The sequence below is a fragment of the Microcella sp. genome, assembly GCF_051860105.1.
GTDB lineage: Bacteria > Actinomycetota > Actinomycetes > Actinomycetales > Microbacteriaceae > Microcella.
In genome coordinates this window covers 93923-107104 of the sequence record NZ_JBHYEO010000001.1, presented here as the reverse complement: position 1 = coordinate 107104, position 13182 = coordinate 93923, and the positions used below count along the sequence as shown (strand labels likewise).

Annotated in this window: 15 protein-coding genes; 4 read left to right on the top strand and 11 right to left on the bottom strand. The window is 71.6% G+C overall.

Annotated features, from left to right (window positions below):
- The 7 genes from ACTIE9_RS00560 to ACTIE9_RS00530 all read right to left on the bottom strand — a co-directional run.
- On the bottom strand, positions 1–646 hold a 646-nt coding region (locus ACTIE9_RS00560; RefSeq protein WP_439563623.1), incomplete at its 3' end, for a type 1 glutamine amidotransferase.
- Positions 643–1980 (bottom strand): hypothetical protein, encoded by a 1338-nt coding sequence (locus tag ACTIE9_RS00555; protein WP_439563622.1) that lies wholly within the window; start codon positions 1978–1980, stop codon positions 643–645. The genes ACTIE9_RS00555 and ACTIE9_RS00560, both read right to left, overlap by 4 nt.
- Before the next feature lie 28 nt (positions 1981–2008).
- Positions 2009–2581, bottom strand: a complete 573-nt coding sequence (locus ACTIE9_RS00550) for a 3'-5' exonuclease (RefSeq protein ID WP_439563621.1) — start codon at positions 2579–2581, stop codon at positions 2009–2011.
- Positions 2582–2612: 31 nt separating this feature from the next.
- Positions 2613–3098, bottom strand: a complete 486-nt coding sequence (locus ACTIE9_RS00545) for a pilus assembly protein TadG-related protein (RefSeq protein ID WP_439563620.1) — start codon at positions 3096–3098, stop codon at positions 2613–2615.
- Positions 3095–3595 (bottom strand): hypothetical protein, encoded by a 501-nt coding sequence (locus tag ACTIE9_RS00540; RefSeq protein ID WP_439563619.1) that lies wholly within the window; start codon positions 3593–3595, stop codon positions 3095–3097. Before ACTIE9_RS00540 ends, ACTIE9_RS00545 begins: the two co-directional genes overlap by 4 nt.
- A complete protein-coding gene (locus tag ACTIE9_RS00535; protein WP_439563618.1) occupies positions 3570–3959 on the bottom strand; it encodes a TadE/TadG family type IV pilus assembly protein in 390 nt (129 codons plus the stop codon). The genes ACTIE9_RS00540 and ACTIE9_RS00535 overlap by 26 nt, the downstream gene beginning before the upstream one ends.
- Positions 3960–3968: 9 nt before the next feature.
- Positions 3969–4142 (bottom strand): hypothetical protein, encoded by a 174-nt coding sequence (locus tag ACTIE9_RS00530; protein ID WP_439563617.1) that lies wholly within the window; start codon positions 4140–4142, stop codon positions 3969–3971.
- 106 nt (positions 4143–4248) lie between these two features.
- On the opposite strand from ACTIE9_RS00530, the gene ACTIE9_RS00525 reads away from it, so the two are divergent.
- Together ACTIE9_RS00525 and ACTIE9_RS00520 are read left to right on the top strand one after the other, a co-directional pair.
- Positions 4249–6006, top strand: a complete 1758-nt coding sequence (locus ACTIE9_RS00525) for a dynamin family protein (protein WP_439563616.1) — start codon at positions 4249–4251, stop codon at positions 6004–6006.
- Positions 6003–7613 carry a GTPase family protein gene (locus tag ACTIE9_RS00520; protein WP_439563615.1) on the top strand — a complete coding sequence of 537 codons (1611 nt, stop codon included), beginning with the start codon at positions 6003–6005 and terminating at the stop codon, positions 7611–7613. The genes ACTIE9_RS00525 and ACTIE9_RS00520 overlap by 4 nt, the downstream gene beginning before the upstream one ends.
- On the opposite strand, the gene ACTIE9_RS00515 is transcribed toward ACTIE9_RS00520, so the two are convergent.
- From ACTIE9_RS00515 to ACTIE9_RS00500, 4 genes are all read right to left on the bottom strand, one after another.
- Positions 7610–8548 carry a type II secretion system F family protein gene (locus ACTIE9_RS00515; RefSeq protein ID WP_439563614.1) on the bottom strand — a complete coding sequence of 313 codons (939 nt, stop codon included), beginning with the start codon at positions 8546–8548 and terminating at the stop codon, positions 7610–7612. The genes ACTIE9_RS00520 and ACTIE9_RS00515 overlap by 4 nt on opposite strands.
- The gene (locus ACTIE9_RS00510) at positions 8545–9405 is read right to left on the bottom strand and encodes a type II secretion system F family protein (RefSeq protein ID WP_439563613.1); all 861 of its coding nucleotides are present in this window, start codon (positions 9403–9405) and stop codon (positions 8545–8547) included. The genes ACTIE9_RS00515 and ACTIE9_RS00510 overlap by 4 nt, the downstream gene beginning before the upstream one ends.
- Entirely contained in the window at positions 9402–10682 is a 1281-nt protein-coding gene (locus ACTIE9_RS00505) for a CpaF family protein (protein ID WP_439563612.1), read from the bottom strand. Before ACTIE9_RS00505 ends, ACTIE9_RS00510 begins: the two co-directional genes overlap by 4 nt.
- A gap of 123 nt (positions 10683–10805) precedes the next feature.
- Positions 10806–11462 (bottom strand): TetR/AcrR family transcriptional regulator, encoded by a 657-nt coding sequence (locus tag ACTIE9_RS00500; protein ID WP_439563611.1) that lies wholly within the window; start codon positions 11460–11462, stop codon positions 10806–10808.
- A gap of 68 nt (positions 11463–11530) precedes the next feature.
- On the opposite strand from ACTIE9_RS00500, the gene ACTIE9_RS00495 reads away from it, so the two are divergent.
- Both ACTIE9_RS00495 and ACTIE9_RS00490 read left to right on the top strand, forming a co-directional pair.
- On the top strand, positions 11531–12592 hold the full coding sequence (locus ACTIE9_RS00495; protein WP_439563610.1) for an NAD(P)-dependent alcohol dehydrogenase: 1062 nt from the start codon (positions 11531–11533) through the stop codon (positions 12590–12592).
- The gene (locus tag ACTIE9_RS00490; protein ID WP_439563609.1) at positions 12589–13161 is read left to right on the top strand and encodes a DUF4386 domain-containing protein; all 573 of its coding nucleotides are present in this window, start codon (positions 12589–12591) and stop codon (positions 13159–13161) included. The genes ACTIE9_RS00495 and ACTIE9_RS00490 overlap by 4 nt, the downstream gene beginning before the upstream one ends.
- The last annotated feature ends 21 nt before the right edge of the window (positions 13162–13182 follow it).

Genomic DNA, 13182 nt, shown 5'->3' with positions numbered 1-13182 from the left:
CCTCGCGCTCGTAGACCTTGCGCCCGCCGGCGATCCACGCGAGTTGCGTGGCGAGCCCCACCTCGAGGTGGAACTGCAGGCCCCACGCCGCATCGCCCACGCGGTAGGCCTCGATGATGCCGTCGGTCTCGCCGAGCAGCACGGCGCCCTCCGGCAGCTCGTAGCTGTCGAAGTGGTAGTGGAACACCTCCACCTCGTCGACCCCGCTCGCAGCCCGAGCGGCCGAGGCGACCAGCGGCGCGAGCACGGGGTCGCTCGCGGCCTCCTCGGTGAGGCGCACGCTCGTCCAGCCGAGCTCGGGCACGGGCGAGGGTTTGAACGAGGCTCCCGCGGCGGCGGCGAGCAGCTGTGAGCCGAAGCACAGACCGAGCACGGGCATCCCCGTCTCGAGGGCGTGCTCGAGCACGCGCTTCTCGTGCGTCATCCAGGGATGCTTCGGCTCATCGGGCACGCCTGCGTAGGCGCCGAGCGAGACGATACCGCTGAACCGGTCGAAAGCATCCAGCGCCGGCGCACCCTCGGGGTCGCGCTCGACATCCCACGTCACGATGCGCAGGCCGGCCTCGGCGAGCGGCGCAGCGAGCTCGTTGAGGTTGTCATCGACGTCGTGCAGCACGACGAGCACTTCGGGATGCGCGGCGCTCACGCGGGCTGGCCCTGCATGGCGCGGATGTAGTCGCGAATGGTCGGCACGCCCTCGAGCTTGTCACGGAAGAACGTGTTGACGAGGTTGATCACCCGGTTCTGCGCCGCCTCGACATCGCTCGTGCGGCGCTCGCCCGCCGATTGGTCTTCGAGCGTGCGCCGCAGGCTCAGCAGAGCGCTGACGATCTCGGCCTCTTCATCGCCGTCGAGCATCTGGATGACCTGCAGCATGAGCGCATCGGCCTGGTCGCGCACCGCATCGATCGGGATGGTCGTGCCGGGCTGCGTGGCGTTGTCGAGCGTCGAGATGAGCGACCACACCTGGTACAGGATCGTCGCCGGCTCGTCGAAGAGCTCGCGCACGTAGGCCGCATCGAGGTGCCGGCCCGAGAGCCGGAAGATGTTGTACATGCGCTTGGCGGCCTTGCCGTAGTTCACCTGCTTGGTGAGGTACTTGCGCACCTCCTCCTCGAGCCGCTCGACGTACTCGTCGAGCGCGTCGTCGCTGACGTGCTGAACGACCTTGGTGAAGGTCGGTAGATCATCGGCCTCGAGGTAGACCTCTTGAAAGTAGGCGTCGAGGTAGCCGTCGAGCGGCACGATCTCGCCATCGGGGGCCTCCCACGTCACGTCGATGACGTTGCTCGCGTTCGAGAGCGACTTGCGCTGCGGGTCGGTGACGACCCAGTCGAGCTTGCACCAGCCCGGGTCGAGGGCGGCCTCGTACCAGGTGAGGGTCTGCACGCTGCCGTCGGCGAGCGTCAGCTCGATGCGCTCGGCCTCGATCTCGGCGGGAGTCCAGGTGATCGGACTGCCGTGCTTGCGCGGCTGACCGCCGTGCTCGCAGTCGACCGGGTAGCTGCCGAGCTTGCCCTCGAGGAACTGGAAGGCGTCGCCCGTGGCCGTGCGCCGCGCGGCCGTGCGCATGAGGTCGGCCATGATGCGGCACGCCTCCTCGCGCGTGGCGGCCTTGATGTTGAGGCGCTGGAAGTAGTCGCAGTCGCCCGGGAACGACTGGATCTTCGACTGCGCGGCCGAGCCGCTGAGCGCGAGGGCGCTCTCGGCGATCTCGGGCGGTCCCGTCACCTCGACCACCTGACCGATGCGCCGGAAGCGCTCGAGATCGCGGGGCGTGAAGTCGAGCATGCTCACGCGGTGCCCGAAGGTGCCGCTCTCGTGCGTGACGATGTGATCGTCGCTCGCGGCATCGGCGGCGATCGCGGCGAGCCACTGCAACGCTGCTTCCTCATCGAGCTGCACGCCCAGGCGGGCGGCCGACTCGCGGATGCGCGCGATGTCGTCGTCGGCGGCGGGCTGATCGGTCTCGAGCGTCATCGCGGGCCTCCCGGGGGTGAGGTGGGTGTCAGACGCGCGCAGCGAGCTCGTCGCGAACGGCCCGGAACAGGGCCGCCTGATCGCGCGCATCGTCGAGTGCATTATGCGTCAGGGTGATGCTCAGCCCATAGCGTTCGGCGACGAAGTTCATGCTCGTGCCCGCCCAACTCGAGCCCGTGACTCCGAGGTAGAAGGCCTTGATGTCGAGCGCCGAGTGGCCGAACGGGTTGCGGCCGAGGTAGCGGTGGAAGTAGTCGGAGACGAACATCCAGTCGAAGACGGCGTTGAAGCCGACCATGACGGGCCGGTGCCCGGCTGGCGTGACGGCCTCGACCCAGTCGGCGAACCGCTGCATCGCGACGGCGGGGGCGGTTCCGGATGCTCGCAACCCGTCGAGCGTGAAGCCCCCGACGCTCATCGCCGAGTCGAGCACCCCCTCGCGGTCGGGCTGCAGCTCGACGTAGAACCCCGGCTCGGAGTCGGGGGCATCGACCACGCACGCGCCGACGGAGAGCATCGCGAACCCGCTCGGGCTCGGACCGGCCGCCTCGATGTCGACGCTGATGTAGGTGACGGGTTTCTCGGGGCGTTCGGTGCTCACGTGCCCATTCTGGTGGTGCGCGGGAGTCTGCTCAGTCGAACACGCTGCGGCCGGTCGCCGTCACCTCGAGGCGCAGGCCCTCGGGCAGCAGGATCGCGAGCACGGGCGGCCGCCAGTCGGCGGCCAGAGTGACCCTGGCGCTGAGGCCGTCGGGAGTGCTCGCCGCGACGAGCTGCAGGTTCTCGAGCCCCGCCGTGGGCGCCTCGGCGAGGTACTGCCGCGCACCGGTGACGACCTGCTCGTCGGTGAGGAGCGGACGCAGCACTCCCCCGGGCGTGACCTCGACATCGGCCAGGTCGAACGACTCGGCGCCGACGATCGCGGCGCCGTCGGCGAGCGTGTAGAGGCGCTTGCGCTCCAGGTAGAGCGAGGTCGCAGCCGTGACGAGGAGCACGACCGCGAGCGCGAGCGCGCCGTACCCGGCGATGAGGGGCAGGGTCGAGCCGCGGTCGTCGCGCAGCGTGAAGCCGGGCGTCCGAGCAGTGCGCGCTCGGGTCTGAACCTGCGAGGCTGTCACCTCGCGCCCCAGAAGCGCGAGACCTGTTGCGTCGCGCTCGCCTCGACCGGCACGGCGAGCGGCACGCGCAGGTCGAAGACGGGCGGCACGAGCGGCAGGGGCACGCGCACCGCCACGTCGACCGTCACCCATCCTCGGCGAGTGTGGCACTGGTCGGCGCGCGGTGCGCACGAGATCGCGAGGCTCGTGCCCTCGGCCTCGATGCCGTGGTCGGCGAGGGCCAGCTCGAGTGCGCGCAGCGCGGCGGCGGAGCCGGCCGCGGTCGACTCGGCCTGCACGAACACGCGCGCCGCCTGTCGCGCGGCCCCCTCCGTCGCCAGGGCCGCCGACTGGATCGCGCCGAGCGTGAGGATCAGGTAGACGAGCGGCACGAGCATCAGAAACCCCGCGGTGAGGAACTCGAGAGAGGCCGAGCCGCGGTCGGAGCATCCGTCGCCGGGACCTACTGTGCGCTCAGCGCCGCGGGCTCGGCTATCGGAGGGGCTCGAGGGCCGCACGGCCGCTCACCTCCAGGGTGCCGTCGATGCCGACCATGCCGATGAGCGGCAGCGGTGCGCGCACGGTGACGATGACGACGGGATGCCCGGCGAACGCCCCCGTGCCCGCCGAGATGCTCTGCGCGTAGCCCTCGCCCAGCGCCGCGGTGATGAGCTCGCGACTGCGCTCGATGCCGGCGGGCAGGGAGCTGTCGGCGAGCGCCGCGAACCGTGCCCCCTCGGCGGCCGCGTCGATGAGGGTCGTGCGCACATGCAGGGCGAACGCCACCTGCAGAACGCTCAGGGTGACGAGGGTGAGCAGCACGCCGACGAGCACGAACTCGACCGGAGCCGAGCCGCGGTCGTCGGCGAGCCGCTCGCGCATCGGGGTGCCTCAGAAACCGGTGACGCGGTCGATCGCCTGCTGGAACACTCCCTGCAGCGCGGGGCCGGCGAGCGCCCAGATGAGGATGACGAGCCCCGCGGTCATGAGCGTGATGAGCACCCAGCCCGGAACATCGCCGCGGTCGTCGTGGTCACGAGTCAGAAAGTCGAGGATTCTGCGCATGCGCGGGATTCTGGCCGCGGTGCCGATGTCGGCGCGGGCTCTCTCCACAGCGCGACCTCGGCGTCACGGGTTCGCCAACGGCCCCCGCGCCCGTCATGCTGGAGGCGTGACCGAGACCCGAGCGCCCGCGACCGTGTCGCTCGAGCGCCTGCGCGCCTCGCTCGCCGACGTCGGACTCAGCCTGCACCTCGAGGGCATCGTCGAGCACCGCGAGGCGGCGGCCGCCGCCGTTCGGCAGATCGACGACTACATTCGCCCGCGGCTCGCCGACCTCGACGCGCCTCTGCTGGCCGTCGTCGGCGGCTCGACCGGCTCGGGCAAGTCGACCATCGTCAACGCGCTGCTCGGGGTGGCGACGACCCGGGTCGGGGTTATCCGCCCGACGACGCGGCAGCCGATCCTCGTGCACTCCCCCGTGGATGCCGGCTGGTTCGCATCCGACCGCATCCTGCCCGGACTCGCGCGCGTGCGCGGCCGGGTGAGCGCACCGGGCACCCCCGCGAGCGCGGCGGGCGACACCCCCGAGGCCGCGCGCATCAGCGAGCTCATGCTGCTCGAGCACGAGGCCGTGCCGCGCTCGCTCGCGATCATCGACGCGCCCGACATCGACTCGGTAGCCGACGAGAACCGCGCCCTCGCCGCGCAGCTGCTCGCTGCGGCCGACCTGTGGCTGTTCGTGACGACCGCCAACCGCTACGCCGACGCCGTGCCGTGGCGCCTGCTCGAGGGAGCTGCCGCCCGGCAGATCACGGTGGGCGTTGTGCTCAACCGCGTGCCGCCCGGCGCAACCGACGAAGTGCTGCCCGACCTGCGCGCGATGCTCGCCGACCGCGGCCTCGCCGACGCGCCCGTGTTCACGATCGAGGAGCAGCCGCTCGACGCGCTCGGCATGCTGCCGGCGAGCGCGGTCGACGGCCCGCGCGCGTGGCTCGAGGGCATCGCCGGCGACCGCGCATCCCGTGCCCGCATCGCCGCGCGCACCCTCAGCGGAGCCATCGGCGATCTCGACCGACGCGTCGCCCGCATCGCGGATGCTCGCCAGCAGCAAATCGACTGGCTCGACGGTGCCGAAGCCGCCGCCGATGCGCACTACCAAGCAGCGATCGACGCCGTGGATGCCGCGACGAGCGACGGCGCGCTGCTGCGCGGCGAGGTGCTCGCGCGGTGGCAGGACTTCGTGGGGACATCCGACTTCTTTCGATCGGTCGAGACGTGGTTCTCGCGCACGCGCGACAGCGTGACGGCGTGGGTGACCGGCAAGCCGAGCCCCATCATCGAGGTCGAGACGCAGATCGAGACCGGGTTGCAGGCTGTCATTGTCGACCAGGCCGGGCGCGCGGCCGCCGCGGCGTCGGCCGACCTCGAGCGCACCCTGCCGGGCCGCATGGTCGCCGAGCTCAACCCGCACCTCGCCGCCGAGAGCCCCGAGCTGCGTGACAGCGCGTCGGCGATGATTCGCGAGTGGCAGGGCGCGCTCATGCAGCTGATCCACGACAACGCGGGCAACAAGCGGGTTCGCGCGCGCGTCGTGTCGTTCGGCCTCAATGCCGTGACGGTCGCACTCATGATCGTCGTGTTCGCCTCGACCGGCGGACTCACGGGCGGCGAGCTCGCGATCGCGGGCGGTTCGGCCGTCATCGGCCAGAAGCTGCTCGAGACGATCTTCGGCGAGGACGCCGTGCGACGGCTCGCCGCCGAGGCGCGCCTCGACCTGCAGCGGCGGGTCGAAGCGCTCTTCGACTCCGAGGCCGACCGCCTCGGCACGGCGCTCGAGCCGCTGCGGTTCGGCTCGGCGCCCGAGGCGCTGCGGCGCGAGTCGCAGGCGCTGCTCGACGATGTGGCGCGGGCGGCGGGCGAGGCATGAGCACCTCGACGCCGACCCTCGACGAGCGGATCGCCGCTCTGCGCACCGTGACCGAGGCGGGGGCGGGGCGCATCCCGAGCGCGATCGCCGACGACGCCGCCGCGCTGCTGCAGCAGGCCAAAGCGCGCCGTTCGCGCTCGCCCGAGCACACGGTCGTCGGAGTCTTCGGCGCGACGGGGTCGGGCAAGTCGAGCCTCGTCAACGCGCTCGTCGGCGACGAGGTCGCGAAAGCGCACGTGCGGCGCCCGACGACGTCGCAGGCCCTCGCCGTCACATGGGACGCCGTCGGTGCCGCCGAGCTGCTCGACTGGCTCGAGATTCATGAGCGCGTCGAGCGCACGCAACCGATCGATCCCCGCGCGGGCAAGCTCGTGCTCGTCGACCTGCCCGACATCGATTCGATCGAGGCCGGCAATCGCGCGATCGCCGAACGCCTCGCCGGTCAGGTGGATGCTCTGCTCTGGGTCGTCGACCCGCAGAAGTACGCCGACGACGTGCTGCACGCCCAGTTCATCGCGCCGCACGCCCGGCACGCAGCGGTCACGCTCGTCGTGCTCAACCAGGTGGACCTGCTCGCGGCCGGTGACCGGGCATCCGTCGTCGCCTCGCTGCAGTCGATCGTGTCGCGGGATGGTCTGCCGCGTGCCCGCGTGCTCTCCGCGAGCGCGCGAACGCTCGAGGGCATCGACGCGCTTCGAGCGGCGATTGGCGACCTCGCTGCCGCGCGCACCGTGCGCGACGCGCGACTGACGGCCGATGTGCAGACGCTCGCGGCGCGCATCGACGACCCCGGGCCGGCGGCCACGCTCGACGCTCGGGCGGCGGCGCGCGTGCGCGACGAGGTAGGCGCGGCCGCCGGAGTCGATGTCGTCGCGGCGGCCGTCGCGAGCTCGTACCGCAAGCGCGCCGCGCAGGTCACCGGCTGGCCGCTCGTCTCGTGGATCGGACGCCTGCGCGCCGACCCGCTCACGCGACTCGGGCTCGGGCCCAAGCGCCGCGGCTCTGACACCGACGCTGACGTGCACCGCACGAGTATGCCCCTCCTGAGCGCCGGTGCTCAGGCCAAACTGTCGCTCGCCGTGCGCTCGTTCGCCGACACAGCGGCCGCAGGGCTCGCTGGCCCGTGGAAGGCCGCCGTGCGCACCGCCGCTGAGGGCGCCCTCGAAAAGCTACCTGCCGACCTCGACCTCGCCATCGCGCGCTCTCCGCTGCCCGCGAAAGGCTCGTGGTGGTGGGCCATCATCGGCATCGTGCAGTGGGTCACGATCGTGGCGGGCGTTCTTGGTGCCCTGTGGCTCGTCGGCGCCTCCCTGCTGCCGACGTTCGGGATGCCCGCTCTGCTCATCCCCCGCGTCGAGTCCGGCCCGCTCGAGGGCTGGGCCGTTCCGACGCTCGTGATCATCGCCGCCGTGCTCGTCGGAGTGCTGCTCGGGCTGCTGTCGGCCGTGCTCAGCGCGCTGACTGCCGCCGGGCGCCGGCGTCGGACGCGGCGCCGCTTGCTCGCCTCCGTCGACGAGGTCGTACAGCGGGATGTGGTGCAGCCCGTCACCGCCGAGCTCGACCGCGCCCGCGCGGTGGCCGCAGCGCTCGCCGTTGCCCGCCGCTAGAACCCGAGCTGCAGCACCATGAGCCCCGGCCACACAGCGAAGAGCACCGTGACCGGGAGGATGAGGAACACGAGCGGCACGAGCATGGCGACCTCGCGGGTTCCGGCGGCCTCGAGCAGGCGCCTCTTCGACTCGTCGCGGGCGTCGAGGGCGTGGGCGCGCAGCACCTCGGCGAGCGGCGTTCCGCGGTCGAGGGCGGCGAGCACCTGGTCGATGAGCCGCCCGACCGCGGGCACGGCGAGGTCGTCGCGCAGTTCGGCGAGCGCCAGCGCGAGCGGCTGACCCGCGGCGGCGCGCTGCACGACGCGATCGAGCTCGCCCGCCAGCTCTCCCGAACCGGTGCGGGCGACGCGGCGCAGCGCCTCCAGGATGCTCTCGCCGGCTGCCACGCTGAGGGCGAGGAACTCGACCACGGTGGGGAACTCTTCGGCGATGCGCGCCGAGCGGCGGCGGGCGGAGTGCGCGAGCAAAGCATCCACTGCCGCAATGCCGCCGATGCCGCCCGCCGCGACCGCTCCGAGGGCGGCCGGCACGAAGGGCACGCCCTCGCGGGCGACGAGGATCGCGAAGGCGATGCCGGATGCCGCGCCGAGCAGGGCCCCGAACAGCTGCCGGGTGCGGTGGCCCTGAACAGTCAGTGCCGAACCGGACTGCCGCAATCGCGTGCGGATGACCGTCTCGCCGCCGAGCACCGTGTCGAGCATCCCGCGCCCCGCCTCGACGACCGGAGCCAGGAGGGCGCCGATGACGGGAAGCGGGTCGGCGCGACGCGTGGAGGTCATGGCGCGGGCCTCGGCCGAGACATCGACGAGGTACGGTGCGAGGCGCGTGGCCAGGCGCGGCCGACCGAGTCGGGGCGTCATCGAGACGAGGAGCCACAGCCCGGTGCCCAGACCCAGGCCGGCGAGCAGCGCCGCGCCAAGTAGCGGCGTCATCGGAACCACCGCCCCTCTTCCGGCAGCCGCCCGAGCGCGATCATCAACCGGTACGCGACGAGGGTGGCGGCGAGGCCGCCGACGACGAGAACCGCGCCGCCGACCGAGTTGTAGGCGGCGGCCGCTTCGGGTCGGGTCGAGAGCAGCAGGAGCACGATCCACGGGGCGATGACACCGAGACGGGCCGCCGTGCGCACCCACGACTGGCGGGCATCCACCTCGGCGCGCACCGCCGCGTCGGCCCGCAGGTAGTGCGAGAGCGAGCGCAGCACGCTCGGCAGCTCGGTGCCGCCGACCTCGCGCGCCATGCGCAGCGTCTCGACGATCCGGTCAGCGACGGGGTCGGCGAGGCTCGCCTTGAAGGCGTCGAGGCACTCGGTGAACTGGGCGGTGCGGAGGTAGTCGCGGCGGAAGGTGCGGAACGGAGACCGCACAGGCTCGGGAGCGCTGTCGGCGAGCGCCGCGATGGCCTGCGGCAGGCTCAAGCCTGCACGCACGCCCGAGAGCAGGTGGTCGACGACGTCGGGCCAGACGGCGCGAAGGGCGCGACGACGAGCGGCCGCTCGCGCCCGCAGCACGAGCAGGGGCACGGTCGCCGCGACGACCGCGGCCACGGGCGCGAGCGCGACGACCGGCACGAGCAGCAGCGTCAGGGCTCCCCCGGCGATGCCCGCCATGGCGATGACGCCGACGAGCACGAGCGGCGAGACGGATGCCACGCCAGCGCGGGCGAGCAGATCGGCGAGCGGGGCCAGCGGGTCGCGAGTGCTGCGCGACCGCTCGCGGCGCGGCCACAGCCACGGCGAGGCGACGAGCAGCACGCCCGCCGCGAGCAGGAACCCGACGGCGAGGGTCATGCGCGTGCCTCGCCTTCCGGTCGTCGGCGGTCATGAGATGGGGCACCGACAGCGTCCCGCCGCAGCAGGATGCTCGGGTCGAGCCCCGCGCCCGTGAACCGCTCGGCGCGCGCGGGCAGCGTGCCGGTCGGCTCGAGCGCTCCGTCGCGCAGGGTGAAGATCGACTCGGCCTCGATCGCCCCGGCGACGACCGAACCCGTCGGCGCGACGATCTCGGCCACCCGGCGCTGGCCTCCCTTCACGAGCTCGCAGTGCACGACGAGGTCGATCGCGCTCGCGACGGTCGGCACCACGAACGCCGAGTCGATGTTGCGCCCTGCCAGCAGGGGCAGTGTCGAGAGCTTGACCAGAGCATCCCGTGCGCTGTTCGCATGGATGGAGCACATGCCCGGCAGCCCCGAGTTGAGCGCGATCAGCAGGTCGAGCGACTCGGCCTCGCGCACCTCGCCGACCACGAGGCGGTCGGGGCGCATGCGCAGCGCCTCTTTGATGAGACGCCGCAGCGTGATTTCGCCCGTGCCCTCGAGGTTGGGCGTGCGGCACTGCATGGCCACGACGTCGCCTGCCGTGAGGTCGAGCTCGAAGGTCTCTTCGACCGTCACGATGCGGTCGGCGGGGCGCGCGCTCGCGAGCATCGCGCCGAGCAGGGTCGTCTTGCCGGAGTGCGTGGCGCCGCTGACGAGGATGTTGCTGCCGGCGAGCACGCTCATGCGGAGGAACTCCGCTGCGAGGGGGGTGAGCGAGCCGAGCTCGACCAGGCGCGCGAGGCTACGGATGCGCTGCGAGAACTTGCGCACGTTGACGGCCCAGTGCTGTCGCGTGACGTCGGGGATCACGACGTGCAGGCGCGAGCCGTCGGGCAGGCTCGCGTCGACGAAGGGGCTGCTGAGGTCGACACGGCGGCCCGTGCTCTGCAGCATGCGCTCGACGAGAGTGCGCACCTGCTCGTCGGTGAGGCGAGCATCCACTCGTTCGGTCACCCCGGCGCGGGCGATGAAGACGGCGTCGGGGGCGTTGATCCAGATCTCTTCGACCTCGGCGTCGTCGAAGTAGGGCTGCAGGGGCCCGTATCCGGTGAGGTCGGCGAGCACGCGCCCGAGCGCCACCTGCTCGTCGCCGAGACTCGGCAGGCTGCCCGCGAGCGAGCGCTCGGCGTAGACCCGCAGCTCGTCGCGCACGATGCGCTCGGCCGTGGTCGGGTCAGCGCTCAGGTCGAGCCGCTCGGCGCGAACCCGCTCGCGCACGCGCTCGGTGATGACACTGTGGGCGGCTGACATGCGGGTCATTCTGGTGAGGGGGCGGGCGGTGACGAACCGACTCTCCACAGCGCGCCGTGCGGTCCGGCGTCGAGAACCAGGGTCCCCGCGGCTCCGCGTGAACGCGGCCTTCCCCGCTACGCCCTAGTCGGGAAACTGGTCCGTGAGTCGCTCGATCCCGTCTAGGACCAGCGCCAGACCGACGTCGAACGATGCAGCGAAAGCGTGAACCGACGGATCGACGAACAGCGTCGCGAGTTCGGCAACCTGCGGAAAGCGCGTGAGGTTCATGCTCTGCGCGCCCGACGCCGCACGGTCAGTCAACCCCGCCGTCGTGAGCATGGACTCCTGCAGAGCGAAGCCGTACACGAAGGCATCGAGAACCGCGTAGGCATGGGCGGTGGCGGTCAGCGAGAAGCCCGCACCGCGCAAGACGTCGATGACCGCCTCGTGGTTCGCCAGCGTCGCGAACCCAGGGTTCGCACGGGTCTCCATGACCGGCAGCGCCCAGCGGTGTCGCGCCAGCGCTTCGCGAAGCGAAGCCGAGCGGCGATGCAGCTCGGCCCGCCAGTCACTGCCCGACGGCAGGTACACCTCGGTGAAGACGTGATCAACGAGGTCATCGAGCAACTCGTCTTTCGACGCGACGTAGTTGTAGATCGCCATCGGACGCACACCCAGCTCTGTCGCCAAGGCGCGGATCGTCAGGGAATCGAGCCCGCTGCGATCGGAAAGCGTGATGGCCGCGGCGATGACGCGGTCACGGTCGAGGGTGTTGCGCGGCGCGCGGGAGGAAACCATGGTGTTTACAATAACGTACAACGTATCGTACTGTGTACGTTATTGATCCCCCAGGAGAGGAAATGCCCATGACAACCACCCGTGAGAGCGCCACCGCGCCTCCGCCCGGCGAGCGTCCACGCGCGATGACCGCAGTCGTGCAGGATCGATACGGTCCTCCGAGCGTGTTGCGCCTCGACACCGTCGAGATCCCCACCCCCGGACCCGACGAGGTTCTGCTGGCCGTCCGTGCCGCCGGCGTCTCGAAGGGCGTGTGGCACATGATGACCGGCTTGCCGTACCTCGTGCGCCTCTTCGGAGGCCTGCGGCGCCCCCGTCAGACGATTCCCGGCATGGATGTCTGCGGCGACGTCGTGCGCCTCGGCTCGCGGGTGACGCACCTGACCGTGGGGGAACGGGTGTTCGGGATCGCTCGCGGGTCATTCGCAGAATTCGCCGTCGCCTCAGCCACGCACGTCGCCCCGGCGCCCGATGAACTCACGGACGACGAGGCCGCGGTGTTCGCAGAGTCGGCCCTCACCGCATTGCAGGCCCTCGACGCCGCCGGCGTCGGATCATCGGGGCAGCAACCCGGCCGCGTCTTGATCATGGGCGCCTCGGGCGGCGTCGGCAGTTTCGCCGTCGAGCTCGCCGCGCTTCGGGGAGCGGAGGTCACAGCCGTCTGCCGAGGGAGCAAGGCCGAGTTCGTGCGACAACTCGGAGCCACCCGGGTCATCGACTACACCCAGACCGATCCGCTCGCCGACGGCACGCTGTACGACGTCATTCTCGACGGTGCCGGCGGGCGCACGCTCTCCGCACTCCGGGGCGCGCTCACCCCTCGCGGAACCCTCGTGTTCGTGGGCAATGAGAACGGCGGCAGATGGACGGGAGGGTACGGACGCCCGTTCGGCTACCAGGTGCGGATGGCTTTCCGGTCGCAGCGCTTCGTGAACCTGCTGGTGCGCACCCGCACCGACGACCTCGAACGGCTCGCCGAGCACGCCCGCCACGACGGGATCCGCCCTCGCCTGCACGCGACGTTCCCGCTGAACGCCGCACGCCGCGCGCTGGCAGAACTCGACTCCGGTGCCACCGCCGGCAAGATCGCCCTTCACATCATCACCAACGAACAGGACCCCTCAGCATGACAACCTCACTTCGCACCTCAGCGCTGGTCTCCGGCATCTCGCTCGCCCTCATGGCCGCGCTCGCGCCGCTCTTCGTCGCCGTCGCACTCCCGGCAGGAGAAACGGGAGTCGCAGCCATCATCGTGCTGACCATCGCCGTTCTCGACGTGATCGTCGCCATCGCCCTGTACCCGATCCTGGTTCCCGGGGGCCTGCTGCTGGCGCAGCTGGCCACGGCGATGCGCGTGGCGTACGGTGCGGTCTTCGCCGTCGCGGCGGGCTCGCTGCTCGCGCCCGCCGACGTCGAGCAGTTCCAAGCCGTGTGGGATGCGAGCCTCTTCATCTTCGGCGTGGCGTTGGTGCTGGTCGGGCTTGCCGTCGTCCGTGGCCGGGGCTTGCCGACGTGGATCGGCCTGCTCGTCATCATCGCGGGCTTCGGATACGCGACGGACGCCGTCATCGTTGCGATCGACCCGGGCAACCCCGTCGTCGTTTCTCAATTCACCTTCATCGGTGAAGTCGTGCTGCTGATCTGGCTGATCGGGTGGGGCGGCCGCGCACGCCACCGCGATGCCGTGGGCGCCCCCTAGGCTGAGCGGCAAAGCCCGACG